This is a genomic window from Ectopseudomonas khazarica, from assembly GCF_004521985.1.
GTDB lineage: Bacteria > Pseudomonadota > Gammaproteobacteria > Pseudomonadales > Pseudomonadaceae > Aquipseudomonas > Aquipseudomonas khazarica.
In genome coordinates this window covers 238,863-256,971 of sequence record NZ_SBHZ01000004.1, presented here as the reverse complement: position 1 = coordinate 256,971, position 18,109 = coordinate 238,863, and the positions used below count along the sequence as shown (strand labels likewise).

The following is an 18,109-nucleotide window of genomic DNA, read 5'->3' as shown; positions in this document are numbered from 1 at the left end:
CCCGCTCAGGCGTGGGACGGGTGCTCGTGCCTGTCCCTGCTTGGCGTGCTGCCGAAGTGCGCCTTGTAGCTGCGGGAGAAGTAGCTCGATGACTCGAAACCGCAGGCCAGGCTCACCTCGAGCACGCTGAGATCGCTCTGGCGCAGCAGCTGGCGCGCCTTGTCCAGGCGCAGGCCGAGATAGAACGCCGACGGCGTGGTCGCCAGGTGGTGGCGGAACAGACGCTCCAGCTGGCGCACGCTGACGCCGACGCGCTCGGCCAGCACCTCGCCGCTCAACGGCTGCTCGCTGTGGCGCTCCATCTCGCCGATGACGCGGATCAGCTTGCGGTTGTGCAGGCCATAGCGGCTGGCCACCTGCATGCGCTGGTGGTCCAGGCGCGTGCGGATGCGACTGACCACGAACTGCTCGGAAACCTGCACCGCCAGGGGCTCGCCATGGTCCTGGGCGATCAGCCCGAGCATCAGGTCGAGGCTGCTGGTGCCGCCGGCACTGGTGATGCGCCGGCCGTCGATCTCGAACAGCTCCTGGGTCACCTGCAGCGCCGGATAGCGTTCGCGGAAGGCGTCGATGGCTTCCCAGTGCAGGGTCAGGCGCTGCTGCTGGAACAGCCCGGCCTCGGCCAGCACGAAACTGCCGGTGTCGATGCCGCCAAGCACCTTGAGCTCCGTTTCGCAGCGTTGCAGCCAGTGCGTCAGGCGACTGTCGTGGTGGGCCAGCGGGTCGAAACCGGCGACCACGAACAGCGCCTCGGTCGCCTCCACCAGTTCCAGTGCTCCGTCGACATTCAGCGACATGCCGTTGCTCGCCGCCACGGCGGCGCCGTCGCGGCTGAGCAGGTGCCAGCGATACAGGTCGCCGCGAAAGCGGTTGGCCACGCGCAATGGCTCGATCGCCGACATCAGGCCCATCATGGAAAAGCCGGGCAGGAGCAGGAAGCAGAAGGTCTGGGTCATCGTCGCTCCGCGCGTCTGCGCCAGGGAAGCAGGCGCAGATGTCGCATGAAACAGGTCGTCATAGGTCAAGTAATAGTCGGATAGGTTCGAATATTCTGCCAGTGGCCGGCGTAAGGTGGTGTCATCGGGAGACGAGATCCCCGAGCACGGTGGGGGCCACGAGCCTCTAGAAGAACGAAATAGAACCGCTGTGACACGATGAGGAGCACCCAGATGAAAGGTCTTACCGCGCTGGCCGCGTGCTGCACCCTGAGCCTGTTCAGTACCTCCCTGCTGGCCGATGATGCCAGCTGCAAGAACGTTCGCCTCGGCGCCGTCGGCTGGACCGACGTGGTCGCCACCACCGCAGTCGCCAGCGAGCTGCTGAAAGGGCTCGGCTACGAGACCAAGCAGACCCAGGCATCGCAACAGATCATCTTCGCCGGTATCCAGAAGGGCCAGGTCGACGCCTTCCTCGGCTACTGGAAGCCGATCATGGACGACAACATCAAGCCGTTCCTCGATGCCGGCGCGGTCAAGGTCGCCGCCGAGCCGTCGCTGAGCGATGCCGTGGCAGTGCTCGCGGTACCCAGCTACACCGCCGACAAGGGCCTCAGGACCCTGGCCGACATCGCCAGGTTCAAGGACGAGCTGGACGGCAAGATCTACGGTATCGAAGCCGGCTCCGGCGCCAACACCGCGATCCAGAAGATGATCGATGCCAACCAGTTCGGCCTGGGCGGCTTCAAGCTCGTCGAGTCCAGTGAGGCGGGCATGCTCGCGGCGGTCGGTCGCGCGGCGAAGAACCAGAAACCGGTGGTGTTCTTCGGCTGGAAACCCCATCCGATGAACCTGTCGATGCAGATCTCCTACCTGAGCGGCACCGACGATGTGTTCGGCCCCAACGATGGCGCCGCCACCGTCTCCACCGTGACTGCGCCGGACTACGCCGAGCGTTGCCCGAATGCCAATCGCCTGCTGACCAGCCTGCGCTTCACCAGCGACCAGGAGGCCGCGCTGATGCAGCCGATCATGGAGCGCAAGGCGCCGGAGCAGGTCGCGCGTGACTGGATCAAGGCCAACCCGCAGGTGGTCGACGCCTGGCTCGTCGGGGTCACCACGCTCGACGGCAAGCCGGCCAACGCCGCCCTGGTCGCCGGCAACTGAGCCCCTGGCGCCGGCCTGTGGCCGGCGCCCATCCCCATTTCTCCAACGCATGCGGCCATGCCGCAGGCACCCTCATGCCCTGCACAGGACAGCTCAAGATGAACTACGAGGTTATCGTCACCTGCGCGGTGACCGGCGCTGGCGACACCGTCGGCAAGCACCCGGCGATACCGGTCACCCCCAAGGAAATCGCTGCCGCTGCCATCGAGGCGGCCAAGGCCGGCGCCACCGTCGCCCACTGCCACGTGCGCGATCCACAGACCGGCAAGCCCAGCCGTGACGTGGCGCTGTACCGCGAGGTGGTCGAGCGCATCCGCGACAGCGACACCGATGTGATCATCAACCTCACCGCCGGCATGGGCGGCGATCTGGAGATCGGCGCGGGCGAGCAGCCGCTCGAGTTCGGCGCCGGTACCGATCTGGTCGGGCCCATCGAACGCCTGGCGCACGTCGAGGCGCTGCTGCCGGAAATCTGCACGCTGGACTGCGGCACGCTGAACTTCGGCGACGGCGACTTCATCTACGTCTCCACCCCGGCGCAGCTGCGTGCCGGCGCCAGGCGCATCACCGAGCTGGGGGTCAAGGCCGAGCTGGAGATCTTCGACACCGGGCACCTGTGGTTCGCCAGGCAGATGCTCAAGGAGGGGCTGCTGGAAGACCCGCTGATCCAGTTGTGCCTGGGCATTCCCTGGGGCGCGCCGGCCGACACCACCAGCATGAAGGCCATGGTCGACAACCTGCCGCCCGGCATCACCTGGGCCGGCTTCGGCATCGGCCGCATGCAGATGCCCATGGTCGCCCAGGCCATGCTGCTGGGTGGCCACGTACGCGTGGGGCTGGAGGACAACATCTGGCTCGATCGCGGCGTGCATGCCAGCAACGGCCAGCTGGTCGAGCGCGCCATCGAGATCATCGAACGCCTTGGCGGCCGTGCCCTGACCCCGGCCGAGGGCCGCGAGAAGATGAAACTCAAGCGGCGTGGCTGACACGTCACATCGTCCGGGGCGCTTGCGAGTGCCCCTCACCCTGAACCAGGGCCGAGAAAACCTTTGCCATCCCCCGGATTGCATCCGGGCTACCGGAGTTCAAGCATGACCTTCGTTACCGAGATCAAGACTTTCGCCGCCCTCGGCACCGGTGTGATCGGTGCCGGCTGGATCGCCCGCGCCCTGGCCCATGGCCTCGACGTGATCGCCTGGGACCCGGCCCCAGGTGCCGAGCAGGCGCTGCGCACGCGCCTGGCCAACGCCTGGCCCGCGCTGCAGAAGCAGGGGCTGGCGCCCGGCGCCTCGCTGGAGCGGCTGCGTTTCGTCGAGAGCATCGAGCAATGCGTGGCCAACGCCGACTTCATCCAGGAGAGTGCGCCCGAGCGCCTGGTACTCAAGTGCGAGCTGCACGCGAAGATCAGCGCCGCCGCGCGCCCCGACGTGCTGATCGGCTCCAGCACCTCGGGCCTGCTGCCCAGCGAGTTCTATGCCGATGCCGTGCGCCCCGAGCGTTGCCTGGTCGGCCACCCGTTCAATCCGGTCTACCTGCTGCCGCTGGTGGAGGTGGTCGGTGGCGCGAAAACCGCAGCGGAGGCCGTGCAGGCCGCGATCCAGGTCTATGCATCGCTGGGCATGCGCCCCTTGCACGTGCGCAAGGAGGTGCCGGGCTTCATCGCCGACCGCCTGCTCGAGGCGCTGTGGCGCGAGTCGCTGCACCTGGTCAACGACGGTGTGGCCACCACGGGCGAGATCGATGACGCGATCCGCTTCGGCGCCGGCCTGCGCTGGTCGTTCATGGGCTCCTTCCTCACCTACACCCTGGCCGGCGGGCCGGCCGGCATGCGCCACTTCATGGCCCAGTTCGGCCCGGCGCTGAAGCTGCCCTGGACCTACCTGGAAGCGCCGGAGCTGACCGAGGGGCTGATCGATGCGGTAGTCGAAGGGACGGCCGCGCAGCAGGGCGAGCGCAGCCTGGATGCACTGGAACGCTACCGCGACGACTGCCTGCTGGCGGTACTCGAGGCGATCCGCCAGACCAAGGCCAAGCACGGCTTCGATTTCGCCGAGTAGCCGAGTCCGTTCTGCGCAGGGCAACCCTGCGCTACGCTATCCAACCCTCCGCCCACCCCTCTCCTGCCTGCGGGAGAAGGGGCGGGGGGATGCATCCGGAGCCACATCGACATGTGCAACGCAGCCCTGACCACCTACCGCACGCGCATCCACGCCGACTGGGTCGACTACAACGGCCATCTGCGCGATGCCTTCTACCTGCTGATCTTCAGCCATGCCACCGATGCGCTGATGGATGCGCTGGGGCTGGACGAGGCCGGTCGTGCCCGTACCGGCCACACCCTGTACACCCTGGAGTGCCATCTCAACTTCCTGGCGGAAGTGAAGGGCGGCGAAGCGGTGGAAGTGCGTACGCAGTTGCTCGCCCACGACGCCAAGCGCCTGCATATCCATCACGCGCTGTATCGCCCGGCAGAGGCCGACAGCCTGGCGGAAAGCGAACAGATGCTGATGAACATCGACAGCGTCGCCGGCCGTTCGGCGCCCTTCGATGCCCAGGTGGCCGAGCAGGTGCAGCGCCTGGCGGCAGACCACCACGAGCTGGCGACGCCAGCCTGCGTCGGGCGGGTCATCGGCCTGCGCCGCTGACGGCGCTCTACTTCGGCTTGTACGCACAATAGCCCGGTCGCGGGCCGACCCTGGGATGGTGGCGGCAGGTGTCCGGGCGTTTCTCGTAGACGCTGCACAGGCGCGTCTTGCGGTCCAGGAACAGGCAGTCGTTGTTGGACATGCGCGTCAGGGTGAAGATGCCCGACTTCTGGTTGAAGCGCTCGATGGTGCCGTCCTTCTGCAGGCGCTTGGCGATGTTCTTGATCGGCTCGCTGCGTTCGAACTCATCCACCAGCTCCAGGCGGATCAGGTCGTTCAGGCGCACCTCCACGGGCAGGGTGCAGCAACTGGATATGCAGCTGTGGCACATGTCGGCGCTGTATTTGGCCCAGGTTTCCAGGCGGTCGATTTCTGCAGCGGCTATCAGGCGGGGCTTGATCATGGTTGGCTAGGGGCGGTCTGCGCCGCATCGGTCACGGGGCGGCGATGATAGCGGGCGCGGTGAATTTGTGAACCACCGGTCGGCGGCGGATTTTCCTTGTGCCTGTGATGGAGGTGGCAATCGTCTCTCTGGGTGTTGGACGGCGCGACTCCTATACTGGCGGGCGACTCTGAAAAACGGCCTGCGTGGTCAGCGCTGCGTTTGCAACAAGCTGACTACCTTGCCGAGCCTTTCGGAGGCACCCTGTGGCCACCTCGGGCTGCCAGCAGGGACGCGAGGCGACTTTCTCATCGGAACGGGACATGCTGCATGCAATGGATTTTCATGCTGGTCGGGTTGGTGCTCGGCACGGGCGCCAGCGAATCGCTAACCGGGGCGCTGCTGGGCGGGCTGATCGGCCTGAGCCTGGGCCAGGCGCTGCGCCTGCAGGGGCTCGAGAAGCGTAACGCGCAGCTGGCGGCGCAGCTCAAGGATTTCGCCGAGCGTTTCGAGCGCGGCACGCGGGCCATGCACGAGCGCCTGGTCAAGGTCGAGCAGGGCGGGGCTGTCGAGCCGGAAGGGGCTCCCGTGGCGGCGGAACCTGTCGTCAGCGCGCCCCCCACGGCAGAACCGCAACCCAGGGTGGCGGAGGCGCCTCGGCCAGAGCCCGAGCCACAGCCCGAACCAGAGCCCGAGCTGGACTGGACGCTGGACCCGCTTCCGGAAATCGCCCCCCCGCAACCGGCGCCACAGCCTGTGGCAGCTGCCGCATCGCTCGCACATGAGCCGACGCCTGCTCCGCAGCAAGGTCCCTGGCGCGAACAGGCGCCACGCGAGCCGAACCTGATCGAGCGCGGCATCGCCGCGGCGAAGGCCTGGCTGTTCGGCGGCAATACCGTGCTGCGGGTCGGTGTGGTCCTGCTGTTCCTCGGCCTCGCCTTCCTCCTGCGCTACGCCACCGAAGGTGTCGAGGTGCCGGTGGAGCTGCGCTACATGGGCGTGGCCGCCAGTGCCCTGGCCCTGCTGGGGCTGGGCTGGTGGCTGCGGCTGCGCAACCGCAGCTATGCCCTGGTGCTGCAGGGCACCGGCATCGCCGTGCTGTACCTGACGGTGTTCGCTGCCATGCGCCTGCATCCCTTGCTCGACCCGGGCATGGCGCTGGGCCTGCTGGTGGCGGTGACGCTGTTCTCGGCCATCCTCGCCGTGCAGCAGAATGCCCTGGGCCTGGCGGCGGCCGCGGCACTCGGCGGCTTTGCCGCGCCGATCCTCACCTCCACCGGCAGCGGCAACCATGTCGCGCTGTTCTCCTACTTCGCCCTGCTCAATGCCGGCATCTTCGCCATCGCCTGGTTCAAGGCCTGGCGCCTGCTCAACCTGATCGGCTTCGTCGGCACCTTCGGCATCGGTTTCGCCTGGGGGCTGCGCTCCTACGAGCCGCAGCTGCTGTGGAGCACCGAGCCGTTCCTGGTGCTGTTCTTCCTGATGTACGTGGCCATCGGCCTGCTCTTCGCCCGCCGCACCCTGCGTGACGCGGCGGATGCCCCTGAGGCGCGTGGCGAACTGCTGCGCTGGTCGCTGCAGCGCGGCGATTATGTCGATGCCACCACCCTGTTCGGTCCACCGCTGGTCGGCTTCGGCCTGCAGGTAGCGCTGGTGCGCCACATCGAATTCGCCGCCGCGTTCAGTGCACTCGGCCTGGGCCTGTTCTACCTGCTGCTGGCGCGTGTGCTGCAGCTGCGCGCCGGCGGACGTGCCCTGCTGCTGGTGGAAACCTGCCTGGCCCTGGGCGTGGTGTTCGCCAGCCTGGCCATCCCACTGGCCCTCGACGCTAGCTGGACAGCCGCTGCCTGGGCCGTGGAGGGTGCCGGGATCTACTGGCTGGGCCTGCGGCAGCAGCGGCCACTGGCGCGTGGCTTCGCCCTGTTGCTGCAGGTGGGGGCCGCCCTGGCGTTCGCCACAGGCCTGGAACCGGGCGACTCCAGCCTGCTCGACGGCTCGGCGCTGGGCGCGCTGATGCTCGGCGTGGCGCTGTTGTTCAGCTACTGGCAACTGCGCCAGGCGCCACAGGCTGCCAGCCCCTGGGAGGTGCGTCTGCAGCCCTGGCTGGGGCTGGCGGGGCTGGCCTTCCTCTGCCTGATCGCGCCGCTGACCTTCGAGGCGCCCGGCACGGCCATCGCCTGGGCGCTGGCCGGTCTGGTCACGCTGTTCGTCGGCCTGCGTCTGGCCGCGCCCGTTTTCGTCTACGCCGCCTTCGCCATCCAGCTGCTTGGCGGGCTGCTGTTCCTCGGCCAGATGGCGCTGGAGTCGCTGGAAGGGCGGGGCGGCTTCAACGCCGGCTGGTTCGGCCTGCTGGCGGCCTCGGTGGTCGGCTTCGGCCTGATCGCGGGCATGCTGCTGGCGGCGCGCGACCCGCTGATCCGTGACAACCGTCGCCAGCTTGCGGCCTTGTCCTGGGTGATGCTGGTGGGCCTGGTGTTCATCAACCTGGCGGTGCTGTTCGTGCTGCCCTGGGTGGCCGCTGCGGCGGTATGGGGAGCCAGCGGGCTGCTGACCCTGTGGCTGGCGCTCTACCTGCAGCAGCGTGCGGCCTTCTGGTTCAGCCTGGTGCTGCAGCTGTTCGCCGGCCTGGCCTTCCTGGCAGCCGGGCCGTTGCTGCTGTCGGGAATCAGTGGTGTCGGTCTGTCGCCACTGGCGCATACCGGTTTCTGGACACCTGCGGTGCTCGGCCTGGCTGCGCAGATCGGCGCCTGGCGCCTGCATGCGCTGCTGCGCAGTGGGCGGGACAGCGGGATCGATGGCGTCAGCGTGCAGCGTCTGGGGCAGCTGCTGCTGACCTGGGGTGCCGCCTGGTGGGCGCTGGCGCTGGCCAGCGAGGTGCTGCGTTTCGTCGCGGCGGAGCTGCAGGTCGGCGTGCTGCTGGTGCTGCTGGCGCTGAACATGGCGCTGTATGCCTGGCTGGCGACCCGCAACCGCTGGGTCGAGCTGGCCTTGCTCGATGGCCTGCTGGTCCCGCTGGCCGGCATGCTGCTGCTGTATGCCTGGCACCCCTTCTATCACCCTGCGGCGCAGTGGGGCTGGCTCGGCTGGGGCCTGGTGTTCGCCGCCCACCTGTGGTCGCTGCGGCGCCTGGCCGGGCTGCTGCCGGCCACGGCGGCCAGTGTCGCTCACGTGCTCGGCTGCTGGCTGTTGCTCGGCGTGCTGGCGCTGGAACTGCGCTACCTGCTGCTGAGTCTGGCCGATCACTACAATGCCTGGCGCTGGCTGGGCTGGGCGCTGCTGCCGACGGCTTATCTCTGGGCCATGGCGCAGGCGCGTCGGCTGCCCTGGCCGGTGGCTGGCTTCGAACGTGAATACCGCCTGTGGGCGGCTGCGCCCCTGGCCGTGTTGATGCTCGGCTGGTTCTGGCTGGCCAATGCCAACAGTGCAGGCGACAGCGACCCGCTGCCGTACCTGCCGCTGCTCAATCCGCTGGAGATCGGCCTGCTGCTGTGCCTGGGCGCGTTGTTCGTCTGGGGGCGTACCGCGCTGCCGCGCCTGGGCCTGGAACCGGGGCGTGCGCTGCAGCTGTTGCAGGTCGTGGTCGGCGTGTCGCTGTTCGCCCTGTTCACCCTGATGGTGATGCGCAGCGCCCATCACTGGGGCGGCGTGCCCTGGCACAGTGCAGCGCTGTTCGAGTCGATGCTGGTGCAGGCCGGGCTGTCCATCGTCTGGACCCTGATCGCCCTGGCGCTGATGCTGTTCGGGCACCTGCGTGCACGCCGCGAGCTGTGGCTGGTCGGGGCGGCGCTGATAGCCCTGGTGGTGGCCAAGCTGTTCTTCGTCGAGCTGGGCAATCGCGGCGGGCTGGAACGTATCGTGTCCTTCATCGGCGTGGGCGTGCTGCTGCTGGTGGTGGGCTATTTCGCCCCGCTGCCGCCGCGTCAGGCCGAGCGCGACGCACCCCACGAACAGGAGTCTGGCGCATGAAGATGACCGCTACGGGCCTGCTGCTGGCCCTGTCCATGGCGGCTGTCGCGCAGGCTGGAGAGCAGCTGCGCGACTTTCATGAAACCGCCGGCCTGCAGCTGTCAGGCGCGGGCCCCTGGTATCGCCTGGAGCTGCCCTTCGCCGCGCACCTTGCCGCCAGCCATGCTGACCTGCGTGATCTGCGGGTGTTCGATGCCAGTGGCCAGGCGCAGGCCTATGCGCTGATTCCCGCCAGCAGCGAACGGGTGGACCAGGAGCAGGAACATGGCGTGCGCTGGTTCCCGCTGCGTGGTCCCGCCGATACGCAGGATGTGCCGGCGTTGCGCGTCGAGCGCAACACCAGCGGCACCCTGATCGAACTGAGCGATGCCGCCCCGGCCGACGCCGGGCTGCAACTGCGCGGCTGGTTGCTCGATGCCAGTGCCATCGAGGCGCCGCTGGTGCGCCTGACCCTGGACTGGAGCGGTGCCGAGGAGGGGTTCCAGCGCTTCAGCATCGAAGCCAGTGACGACCTGCAGCACTGGCGCCGCTGGGGCGACGGACAACTGGCCCGCCTGAGCTTTGCCGACGAGCGTATCGAACAGCGCCAGGTCGAGTTGCCAGGGCAGCGTGCCCGCTACCTGCGCCTGCTCTGGCAGAGCCCGCTGCCGGCCCCGCAACTGCAGAGCGTGACGCTGCGCAGCCGCCGCCAGGACCAGCAGCCGGCGCCGCTGGTGTGGTCCGAGCCCCTGGCGGCCCGCGCGAGCGGCGATGGGCGCTTCCAGTGGCAGCTGCCACTGACGTTGCCGTTGCAGCGCCTGCGCGTCGCCCTGGAGCAGGACAACACGCTGGCCCCCGTGCGCTTCGAATCACGCACCGGCGACCAGGGAGGCTGGCAGCCGCTGGCCAATGCCGTGCTCTATCGCCTCCCCGAGGGCGGGCGCGAGGTGCTCAACGATGAGCTGAGCCTGCCGGGCTGGCCGCTGCGCCAGCTGCGCATGCAGCTGGACCCGCGTGGCGGCGGCCTTGGCCAGGACAGCGTGGCCATCCAGGTGGCGCTGCGTGCCTCGCGGCTGGTGTTTCTGGCTCGTGGCGAGCCGCCCTACGTGCTCGCACTGGGCAATGCGCATGCGCAGTCGGCGGCGCTGCCGTTGCACACCCTGATCCCCGGTTACCAGGCAGAGCGCCTGAGCAGCCTCGGTCGGGCGGAGCTGGCTGAACCGCTGCTCGCCGCTGCCACGGGCCAGGTCGAATCGCGATCCGACTGGCAGCGTTGGGGACTCTGGGCTGTACTGCTACTGGGAGTTGGGTTGCTCGCTGCGATGGCGGCGAGCCTGTTGCGCGGCCAGCCGAGGGCCTGACAGGCTGCGGAGGGCGAACAAAGCGCTGCTGTGGCAGGGCTTTTGCAGTATCTTAGCTGCCTTGCGCCAATCCAGCATTTGAGGTCAGGAAGGCCCTTGCGTATTTCGATTCGCGTCATTGCCCGTTCGTTCTGTGTCGGTGCCGCCGTGTTCGACCCGTTTGCCTGTCCCCCGCATGCAAGGAGGGACAGGTGATTCAGGCGTGCGTGGCTTCCGGCTGGAGCCTGTCGTCGCCGGTGTTGCTGACCCTGCTGGTGTGCTTCGGGGTCGTGATGCTGGCGCACTGGGTCACGCGTCAGCGCGACTTTCCCGGACGCGACAGCTTCATCCTGCTGCACCTGGCGAGCCTCTGGTGGATGGGGGCCGCGGCACTGGAAATGAGCTTTCTCGGTGCCGACTGCAAGATGTTCTGGGCCAGCATGGCCTGGCCGGGCATCGTTGCCACGCCGACCTTCTGGGCGGTGTTCCTCTGGCAGTACGTCAACAGCATGCGTGAACCGCTGCCGCGCAAGGGCATTCTCGGTCTCAGCGTGGTGCCACTGCTGGTCTGGGGCCTGGCGCTGAGCAACCCCTGGCATGGCCTGTTCTATGGCGCGGGCAGTGCGCCGATCGATGACAGCCTGGGTGCCCCCGTGCGTTACGAGCATGGCCCGCTGTTCTACGCCGCCGCGGTGTACGTCTACCTGTTCATGGCCTTCTGCATGGGCGTGGTGACGCGCGCGGCGGCGCTCAGCCAGGGGCTGCACCGCCGCCATTATCTGGCCTTCGTGCTGGTCACGGCGGTACCCTGGGTGGCCAACGTCGGCTACGTGGGGTTCGGCTGGACACTGTTCGGCTTCGACCCGACGCCGTTCAGCTTCGCCTTCACCCTCGTCGCCTTCTCATGGCTGATCGTGGGCGTGCGTCTGTTCGACCTGTTGCCGGTGGCCAGGCATCTGCTGCTCGAAGCCCTGCTCGATCCGGTGCTGGTGGTCGACCCCAGCCGGCGGGTGATCGAGGCCAACCCGGCGGCGCTGAAGCTGGCGGGGCTGCAGCAGGGCTGGCAGGGGCGTGAGCTGAAGCAATGGCCGGTGTTCGGTGCGGACCTGCAGGCGCTGCTGCTCGAGCACGCCGGTGAACACGACCGGCCGCTGACCCTGACCAGCGCGGCGCGCTACTACGAGGTGCGTCTGCGTGCCATCGAGCGTGCCACCCGCCATGGTCCGGCACTGCTCGGCCACATGATCTACGTGCGCGACGTCACCCAGCGTCACCTGAGCGAGCTGAAGCTGGCCGAGGCACTGGCGTTGAGCGAAGAGCGTCTGCGCACCATCTCCAGTCTGCATGAGCAACTGCGCGAGCAGGCGCTCTGCGACCCGCTCACCGGGCTGTACAACCGCCGCTACCTGGACGAATTCTTCGCGCGCGAGCTGGCCAGGGTCCAGCGCGAGAACCTGCCGCTGGCGGTGGCCCTGATCGATCTCGATCACTTCAAGCGCCTCAACGACGAGTGCGGACACCTGGTCGGTGACGATGTGCTCAAGGCCGTCGCCCAGCACCTGCTGGACAACCTGCGCAGTACCGACGCGGTGTTCCGCATCGGTGGCGAGGAGTTCCTGCTGATCCTGCCCGGCGCCGACCCCGACGAGGCGAGCGCGCGTCTGCAGAGTATCTGCTCGCAGCTGGCGGCGCGCGAGATCGCCACACGCGGTGGCGACCAGCGCGTGACCCTGTCCGCCGGCCTGGCGTACTGGCCCCAGCAGGGGCAGGCGCTCGACGAGCTGCTGCACGCCGCCGATGCGGCGCTCTACCAGGCCAAACGCACGGGGCGTAACCGTGTCTGCAGCCTGGATGAGAGTGCCCGAGTCAGCCATCCATCCCGCTAGGCAGCATTACGCGGCGACTCGGGTTAAACTGCGCGCGATTTTTTTCCTTTCCGGAGTCGTCCATGTCCCGCGTCACCCTCAGCCGCTACCTGATCGAACAGACTCGCAGCCACAACACCCCGGCCGACCTGCGTTTTCTCATCGAGGTCGTGGCCCGGGCCTGCAAGGAAATCAGCCACCAGGTATCCAAGGGCGCCCTCGGCGGTGTGCTCGGCAGTCTGGGTTCGGAGAACGTGCAGGGCGAGGTGCAGAAGAAGCTCGACGTGATCTCCAACGAGATCCTGCTCGAGGCCAACGAGTGGGGCGGTCACCTGGCCGGCATGGCCTCCGAGGAAATGGACAACGCCTACCAGATTCCGGGCAAGTACCCGAAAGGCGCCTACCTGCTGGTGTTCGACCCGCTGGACGGCTCCAGCAACATCGACGTCAACGTCTCGGTCGGCACCATCTTCTCCGTGCTGCGCTGCCCGGACCGCCAGGGCGAAACCGGTGACCTGGGCGAAGAGGCCTTCCTCCAGCCCGGCACCCAGCAGGTCGCCGCCGGTTATGCGATCTACGGCCCGCAGACCATGCTGATGCTGACCCTCGGCGACGGCGTGAAAGGCTTCACCCTGGATCGCGAACTGGGCAGCTTCGTGCTCACCCACGACGACATCAAGGTGCCGGAGTCGACCAAGGAATTCGCCATCAACATGTCCAACCAGCGCCACTGGGAAGCGCCGGTGCAGCGCTACGTCGGCGAACTGCTGGCTGGCGAGACCGGCCCGCTGGGGCGCAACTACAACATGCGCTGGATCGCCTCGATGGTGGCCGACGTGCATCGCATCCTCACCCGCGGCGGCGTGTTCATGTACCCGCGCGATGCCCGCGAGCCGGAAAAGCCGGGCAAGCTGCGCCTGATGTACGAGGCCAACCCGATGTCGATGATCATCGAGCAGGCCGGTGGTGCCGCCACCAACGGTCAGCAGCGCATCCTCGAGATCGAGCCGGAGTCCCTGCACCAGCGTGTCGCGGTCTTCCTCGGTTCCAAGGAAGAAGTGCTGCGCATCACCGCCTACCACCGGGGCTGATCGGTGCAGCCCTGGCAGCCGCTGCTCGACTGGTGGTTCGCTGCGGACGAACTCGGTTCGTCCGCCAGCGCCCGTGCCGTGTCGGCGGCGCGCCACGGCCTGTGGTTCGGCAAGCGCGAGAGTCAGGACCGCGAAGCCGAGCAGCGTTTCGCTGCTCAGGTCGAGCAGGCCCTGGCCGGTGAACTGCCGGGCTGGAGCAGCGACCCGCAGGGCTGGCTGGCCCAGCTGATCCTGCTCGACCAGCTGCCACGCATGATCTTCCGCGACACGCCGCGTGCCTTCGCCGGCGATCCCCTGGCGCGTCCTCTGTTGCAGGACGGCCTGGCGCGCGGTCTGGACCAGGCGTTGACGCCGATCCAGCGGGTCTTCGCCTACCTGATCTTCGAGCATGCCGAGGACCTGCCGTTGCAGGAGCGTGCCGTCGAGCTGTTCCGTGGCCTGCTGGACGAGGCCTCGGCGGACGACCGGGCGCAGTTCGCCAGCTTCCTCGACTTCGCCGAGCGTCACCAGCAGGTGATTGCCCGCTTCGCTCGCTTTCCCCATCGCAATGCCATTCTCGGGCGTGTCTCCACGGCCGAAGAAGAGGCCTTTCTGCGGGAACCTGGCTCGCGTTTCTGAACTCCAAGCGGGCAAGTCGTCGCCGGCTATGCCAAGCTTGCTGGCATCTTCCCATCAGGAGTGTCACCCCCATGAAGATGCGTTTCCTCGCCCTGGTCGCCTGCGGCCTGTTGGCGGCCTGTAGCAAGGTCAACCAGGACAACTATTCCAAACTCGAGGCTGGCATGAGCAAGGCCGAGGTCGAGAGCCTGCTCGGAGCACCGGGCGAGTGCGCCGGCGCGCTGGGCATGACCAGTTGCACCTGGGGCGACGACAAGGCCTATATCAGCGTCCAGTACGCCGGGGACAAGGTCATGCTGTTCTCCGGCAAGGGACTCAAATAGACAGGAGCCTCCATGCGTTCGATCCTACTCGCCAGTGCCCTTCTCGCCCTCGTCGGTTGTGCCAACTCCGGCACTGGCAACATCCCCAAGCCGGAGCCGGAAACTGTCCAGGTCGATTTGCAGCGCTACCAGGGCACCTGGTACGAGCTGGCTCGTCTGCCGATGTTCTTCCAGCGCAACTGCGTGCAGTCCGAAGCCCACTATGGCTTGCGCGACGACGGGCGTATCGACGTGACCAATCGCTGTCGCGATGACGACGGCGAGTGGATTGAAGCCAGGGGCATCGCCGAACCCCAGGTCGAAGGGCGCACCGATAAGCTCTGGGTCAGCTTCGACAACTGGACCAGCAAGCTGCTGCCGATCAAGGGCGAGTACTGGGTGCTGTACCACGACGAGGACTACCGCGTGGCGTTGGTCGGGCATCCGCAGCACAAGTACCTGTGGCTGCTCTCACGTACCCCCGAGGTCGATCAGGAAACGCGTGACAAGCTGCTTTCGGTCGCCCGCGAGCAGGGCTACACCACCGGCGAGCTGATCTGGCGCAAGACCGATTGATGACCCGTGGCGTGCCCCGATGCGTGCGGGGCGTGCCTCACTCCCAGTCCAGGCGGGCCAGCTTCCACTCGTCGCCTTCGCGCCACCACTCCAGTTTCACCGAGTAGTGCCGTGCGGCGTCGGGGATCAGGCCTTCGGCGCCACTCACGCCGACCTGCGCCTCGCTGTAGCCCTTGCTGGGGATCGCCGGGTCGATCCAGCTGGTTTCGCCGAGGGCGATCACCTTGACGTTCTTGTGGCGCAGGAACAGCAGGGCCATGGTGCGCCTGGCCCAGTCGCGGTCGAACTCCTGGCGGGCCTTGAAATCGGCATGCAGCTGTTCCAGAACCGCGTTGCTGCGCTTGCCTTCGATGTTGTCCTGCAGCGCCTGCACGGCGGCTTCCAGCGCCGCCTGCGGGTCGTCCTTGGCGCCGCAGGCACCCAGCATCAGTGCGGCAAACAGCAACAACGGTACGAGCAGAAAACGTGCTGACATGCTGAACTCCCTTTTCATGGTTATGATGCCGGGCAGAGTGCGATACGGTAGTCGCAGCCCGCCAGCCTAGAGCCTGTTCACGATCTGCTGCGCGGCGCCCAGGCGGCGTTGAAAATCACCCAGGTGGTTTTCGCGAGCGTCCGCCCCAGGTGCGCCATTCGCAAGCGGATTCCAAGGAGCCCAACGATGCAGACTTTGTACCCGGAGATCAAACCCTACGCCCGCCACGAGCTGGCGGTCGAGCCACCGCACGTGCTGTATGTCGACGAGAGCGGCTCGGCGGACGGGTTGCCGGTACTGTTCATCCATGGCGGCCCGGGCGCCGGCTGCGATGCCGCCAGCCGGCGCTATTTCGATCCGAACCTGTACCGCATCGTCACCTTCGACCAGCGCGGCTGCGGGCGCTCCACGCCCTACGCGAGCCTGGAGAACAACACCACCCAAGCGCTGGTCGCCGATATCGAGCGCATCCGCGAACACCTGGGCGTCGACAAGTTCGTGCTGTTCGGCGGCTCCTGGGGTTCGAGCCTGGCGCTGGCCTACGCCCAGGCACATCCGCAGCGCGTGCATGGCCTGATCCTGCGCGGCATCTTCCTCTGTCGCCCACAGGAGTTTCACTGGTTCTACCAGGAAGGTGCCAGCCGCCTGTTCCCCGATTACTGGGAAGACTACATTGCGCCGATTCCGCCGCAGGAGCGCGGCGATCTGATGGGCGCCTTCTACAAGCGGCTGACGGGGAGCGACCAGATCGCCCAGATGCACGCGGCCAAGGCCTGGTCGACCTGGGAAGGGCGCACCGCCACGTTGCGTCCCAACCCGCAGGTGGTCGACCGCTTCAGCGAGGCGCATCGCGCGTTGTCCATCGCCCGTATCGAGTGTCACTACTTCGTCAACGACGCCTTTCTCGAGCCCGATCAGCTGCTCCGCGACATGCCCAGGATCGCCCACCTGCCGGGCATCATCGTGCATGGCCGCTACGACGCGATCTGTCCCCTGGACAACGCCTGGGCGCTGCACCAGGCCTGGCCCAACAGTGAGTTGCAGATCATCCGTGATGCCGGCCACTCGGCAGCCGAGCCGGGCATCACCGATGCGCTGGTGCGTGCTGCCGAGGAGATGGCCCGGCGCCTGCTCGACCTGCCCCCGGAGGATGCATGAAGCTGCTGATCCAGCGCGTCAGCGCGGCGCGGGTAGAGGTCGAAGGTGAGGTGGTGGGCAGCATCGACCAGGGCCTGCTGGCACTGGTCGGCATCGAACCGCACGATGACCAGGCCAGCGTCGGCCGCGCCTTGCACAAGCTGCTGGGCTACCGCGTCTTCAGCGACGAGGCCGGCAAGATGAATCTCTCGCTGAAGGATATCGGCGGTGGCCTGCTGCTGGTCTCGCAGTTCACCCTGGCGGCCGATACCAGGAGCGGCATGCGTCCCAGCTTCTCCAGCGCCGCACCACCTTCGCAGGGGGCTGCCCTGTTCGACATGCTGGTCGAGCGCGCCCGCAGCGAGCATGGGCTGGTCGCCACCGGGCGCTTCGGCGCCAACATGCAGGTGCATCTGGTCAACGATGGGCCGGTGACCTTTCTCCTGGATCTGTGAGGGCTGCGCGCCCTTTCAGGACACCCGTTGCATAGAGTGTCCACAGGATGATCAGCGGCTGGAATGGCAGGCGTGCCCAGTAGTACCAGCGCGCACTCGGCAAGCCCTGCGCATCGAGGCCATGCAGGGCGTTGTGCAGGTTGGCCGGAAACACGCAGACGAAGTAGACGGCCAGCATGATGCCGGCGAGTCGGCGTGTCCGTGGCCACATCAGGCCGATGGCGCCGGCGATCTCGCAGGCGCCGGTGAACAGCACCAGGGGCTCGTGCAGCGGCAGGTAGGGCGGCATCATCGCCAGGTAGCGAGCGGGTGTCAGCCAGTGGTCCACACCGATCAGCAACAGAGCCAGGCTCAGTGCCAGGCGCATGCGTGCCCGCCATGACGGCAACAACGGCAGACCCAGACGCTGCGGGAGTGCGGCAATGAGGGTGAGGAGCATGAGCAGGGCGACAAATAGCATGAGGGCATCTCCGGGTTGTCTGGCTGGCACTGGGGACTGGCTGGATGCAATATGTAGGCGATGTCAACATTCTGAAGGAGATGTTGCTGGTGTCAACACTGCGTGAAGAGGGCATTCGTGCCTATCACCATGGCGATTTGCGCAAAGCGCTGCTCGATGCTGCGTCCGCGCTACTCGCCGAGGTGGGTGTGGCGGCGATCAGCCTGCGTGAAGTCGCACGACGCGCCGGGGTTTCGCATAACGCGCCCTACCGTCATTTTGCCGACCGTGATGCCTTGTTGGCGGCGCTGGCGCTGCAGGGGTTCGAGGTTCTGGTCCGGCGTATCGAGGCGCTGCCGGTGGCCGATCTGGGTCGGCGCGGCGAGTGCTACGTTGCCTATGCGCTGGAGTTTCCCGGACATTTCGCCCTGATGTTCGGGCCGCAGCTCGACAGGGCGGCTTATCCCGAGCTGCAACAGGTTGCCCGGCAGCTGTTTGCCCAGCTCGAAGCCAGCGTGCGAGCGCTGCGCCCGGACGAGTCGGTAGAGACGGCCAGCCTGGCGGCGTGGAGTCTGGTGCATGGGCTCAGTCAGTTGCTGCTCAACGGGCAGTGCCCGGTCGAGGATGTGTCGGTCACGGCTCGCGCAGTCACCGGGCTGTTCGTCGAGGGGTTGCAGGTAGGCCGCTCTCCCGCCTAGAGCCGTTTGCAGGGTAGGCAGCCTGTAGCGCTGTCCAGC

General features: G+C 67.4%; 18 protein-coding genes. 14 read left to right on the top strand and 4 right to left on the bottom strand.

The window, feature by feature from the left end:
• Positions 1 to 5: 5 nt before the first annotated feature.
• Positions 6 to 956: a GlxA family transcriptional regulator gene (locus EPK82_RS06815; protein WP_134676134.1), complete on the bottom strand. Its 951-nt coding sequence runs from the start codon at positions 954 to 956 to the stop codon at positions 6 to 8.
• A 213-nt stretch (positions 957 to 1,169) separates the two neighbouring features.
• Here EPK82_RS06815 and choX point away from each other — a divergent pair, with 213 nt between their 5' ends.
• From choX to EPK82_RS06795, 4 genes are all read left to right on the top strand, one after another.
• Positions 1,170 to 2,102: a choline ABC transporter substrate-binding protein gene (gene choX, locus EPK82_RS06810; protein ID WP_134676133.1), complete on the top strand. Its 933-nt coding sequence runs from the start codon at positions 1,170 to 1,172 to the stop codon at positions 2,100 to 2,102.
• Between the two features lie 98 nt (positions 2,103 to 2,200).
• Positions 2,201 to 3,088: a BKACE family enzyme gene (locus EPK82_RS06805; protein ID WP_037049944.1), complete on the top strand. Its 888-nt coding sequence runs from the start codon at positions 2,201 to 2,203 to the stop codon at positions 3,086 to 3,088.
• 105 nt (positions 3,089 to 3,193) lie between these two features.
• Positions 3,194 to 4,159: an L-carnitine dehydrogenase gene (locus tag EPK82_RS06800; RefSeq protein WP_134676132.1), complete on the top strand. Its 966-nt coding sequence runs from the start codon at positions 3,194 to 3,196 to the stop codon at positions 4,157 to 4,159.
• A 111-nt stretch (positions 4,160 to 4,270) separates the two neighbouring features.
• Positions 4,271 to 4,747: a thioesterase family protein gene (locus tag EPK82_RS06795; protein WP_037049939.1), complete on the top strand. Its 477-nt coding sequence runs from the start codon at positions 4,271 to 4,273 to the stop codon at positions 4,745 to 4,747.
• A gap of 7 nt (positions 4,748 to 4,754) precedes the next feature.
• On the opposite strand, the gene EPK82_RS06790 is transcribed toward EPK82_RS06795, so the two are convergent.
• Positions 4,755 to 5,150, bottom strand: coding sequence for a YkgJ family cysteine cluster protein (locus EPK82_RS06790; RefSeq protein WP_037049937.1), 396 nt, complete (start codon positions 5,148 to 5,150; stop codon positions 4,755 to 4,757).
• A 309-nt stretch (positions 5,151 to 5,459) separates the two neighbouring features.
• On the opposite strand from EPK82_RS06790, the gene EPK82_RS06785 reads away from it, so the two are divergent.
• The 7 genes from EPK82_RS06785 (at position 5,460) to EPK82_RS06755 (ending at position 14,866) form a co-directional block, all read left to right on the top strand.
• A complete protein-coding gene (locus EPK82_RS06785) occupies positions 5,460 to 9,095 on the top strand; it encodes a DUF2339 domain-containing protein (RefSeq protein WP_134676131.1) in 3,636 nt (1,211 codons plus the stop codon).
• Positions 9,092 to 10,435, top strand: a complete 1,344-nt coding sequence (locus tag EPK82_RS06780) for a DUF3999 domain-containing protein (RefSeq protein ID WP_134676130.1) — start codon at positions 9,092 to 9,094, stop codon at positions 10,433 to 10,435. The genes EPK82_RS06785 and EPK82_RS06780 overlap by 4 nt, the downstream gene beginning before the upstream one ends.
• 194 nt (positions 10,436 to 10,629) lie before the next feature.
• Positions 10,630 to 12,300 carry a histidine kinase N-terminal 7TM domain-containing diguanylate cyclase gene (locus tag EPK82_RS06775; protein WP_134676183.1) on the top strand — a complete coding sequence of 557 codons (1,671 nt, stop codon included), beginning with the start codon at positions 10,630 to 10,632 and terminating at the stop codon, positions 12,298 to 12,300.
• Between the two features lie 62 nt (positions 12,301 to 12,362).
• Positions 12,363 to 13,370 (top strand): class 1 fructose-bisphosphatase, encoded by a 1,008-nt coding sequence (locus EPK82_RS06770; RefSeq protein ID WP_037049929.1) that lies wholly within the window; start codon positions 12,363 to 12,365, stop codon positions 13,368 to 13,370.
• A 3-nt stretch (positions 13,371 to 13,373) separates the two neighbouring features.
• The gene (locus EPK82_RS06765; protein WP_037049927.1) at positions 13,374 to 13,988 is read left to right on the top strand and encodes a DUF924 family protein; all 615 of its coding nucleotides are present in this window, start codon (positions 13,374 to 13,376) and stop codon (positions 13,986 to 13,988) included.
• A 71-nt stretch (positions 13,989 to 14,059) separates the two neighbouring features.
• On the top strand, positions 14,060 to 14,311 hold the full coding sequence (locus EPK82_RS06760; protein WP_134676129.1) for a hypothetical protein: 252 nt from the start codon (positions 14,060 to 14,062) through the stop codon (positions 14,309 to 14,311).
• Between the two features lie 12 nt (positions 14,312 to 14,323).
• Positions 14,324 to 14,866, top strand: coding sequence for a lipocalin family protein (locus EPK82_RS06755; RefSeq protein WP_134676128.1), 543 nt, complete (start codon positions 14,324 to 14,326; stop codon positions 14,864 to 14,866).
• 37 nt (positions 14,867 to 14,903) lie between these two features.
• On the opposite strand, the gene EPK82_RS06750 is transcribed toward EPK82_RS06755, so the two are convergent.
• Positions 14,904 to 15,341 carry a hypothetical protein gene (locus tag EPK82_RS06750; RefSeq protein ID WP_134676127.1) on the bottom strand — a complete coding sequence of 146 codons (438 nt, stop codon included), beginning with the start codon at positions 15,339 to 15,341 and terminating at the stop codon, positions 14,904 to 14,906.
• Positions 15,342 to 15,527: 186 nt separating this feature from the next.
• On the opposite strand from EPK82_RS06750, the gene pip reads away from it, so the two are divergent.
• On the top strand, positions 15,528 to 16,499 hold the full coding sequence (pip, locus tag EPK82_RS06745; RefSeq protein WP_037049918.1) for a prolyl aminopeptidase: 972 nt from the start codon (positions 15,528 to 15,530) through the stop codon (positions 16,497 to 16,499).
• A complete protein-coding gene (gene dtd / locus EPK82_RS06740) occupies positions 16,496 to 16,933 on the top strand; it encodes a D-aminoacyl-tRNA deacylase (RefSeq protein WP_047590082.1) in 438 nt (145 codons plus the stop codon). Before pip ends, dtd begins: the two co-directional genes overlap by 4 nt.
• Here the strand turns inward: dtd and EPK82_RS06735 are convergent.
• On the bottom strand, positions 16,896 to 17,393 hold the full coding sequence (locus EPK82_RS06735; protein WP_208651096.1) for a DoxX family protein: 498 nt from the start codon (positions 17,391 to 17,393) through the stop codon (positions 16,896 to 16,898). The two genes, dtd and EPK82_RS06735, sit on opposite strands and share 38 nt — an antisense overlap.
• Before the next feature lie 89 nt (positions 17,394 to 17,482).
• Between EPK82_RS06735 and EPK82_RS06730 the strand changes: the two genes are divergently transcribed.
• On the top strand, positions 17,483 to 18,070 hold the full coding sequence (locus tag EPK82_RS06730; RefSeq protein WP_167494328.1) for a TetR/AcrR family transcriptional regulator: 588 nt from the start codon (positions 17,483 to 17,485) through the stop codon (positions 18,068 to 18,070).
• Positions 18,071 to 18,109: the final 39 nt, after the last annotated feature.

Coding starts and splice junctions, on each gene's coding strand:
- EPK82_RS06780 (WP_134676130.1), top strand. CDS start 9,092: ATGAAGATGACCGCTACGGGCCTGCTGCTGGCCCTGTCCATGGCGGCT.
- EPK82_RS06750 (WP_134676127.1), bottom strand. CDS start 15,341: ATGTCAGCACGTTTTCTGCTCGTACCGTTGTTGCTGTTTGCCGCACTG.
- EPK82_RS06760 (WP_134676129.1), top strand. CDS start 14,060: ATGAAGATGCGTTTCCTCGCCCTGGTCGCCTGCGGCCTGTTGGCGGCC.
- dtd (WP_047590082.1), top strand. CDS start 16,496: ATGAAGCTGCTGATCCAGCGCGTCAGCGCGGCGCGGGTAGAGGTCGAA.
- choX (WP_134676133.1), top strand. CDS start 1,170: ATGAAAGGTCTTACCGCGCTGGCCGCGTGCTGCACCCTGAGCCTGTTC.
- EPK82_RS06800 (WP_134676132.1), top strand. CDS start 3,194: ATGACCTTCGTTACCGAGATCAAGACTTTCGCCGCCCTCGGCACCGGT.
- EPK82_RS06805 (WP_037049944.1), top strand. CDS start 2,201: ATGAACTACGAGGTTATCGTCACCTGCGCGGTGACCGGCGCTGGCGAC.
- EPK82_RS06815 (WP_134676134.1), bottom strand. CDS start 956: ATGACCCAGACCTTCTGCTTCCTGCTCCTGCCCGGCTTTTCCATGATG.
- EPK82_RS06770 (WP_037049929.1), top strand. CDS start 12,363: ATGTCCCGCGTCACCCTCAGCCGCTACCTGATCGAACAGACTCGCAGC.
- EPK82_RS06755 (WP_134676128.1), top strand. CDS start 14,324: ATGCGTTCGATCCTACTCGCCAGTGCCCTTCTCGCCCTCGTCGGTTGT.
- EPK82_RS06735 (WP_208651096.1), bottom strand. CDS start 17,393: ATGCTATTTGTCGCCCTGCTCATGCTCCTCACCCTCATTGCCGCACTC.
- pip (WP_037049918.1), top strand. CDS start 15,528: ATGCAGACTTTGTACCCGGAGATCAAACCCTACGCCCGCCACGAGCTG.
- EPK82_RS06790 (WP_037049937.1), bottom strand. CDS start 5,150: ATGATCAAGCCCCGCCTGATAGCCGCTGCAGAAATCGACCGCCTGGAA.
- EPK82_RS06795 (WP_037049939.1), top strand. CDS start 4,271: ATGTGCAACGCAGCCCTGACCACCTACCGCACGCGCATCCACGCCGAC.
- EPK82_RS06785 (WP_134676131.1), top strand. CDS start 5,460: ATGCAATGGATTTTCATGCTGGTCGGGTTGGTGCTCGGCACGGGCGCC.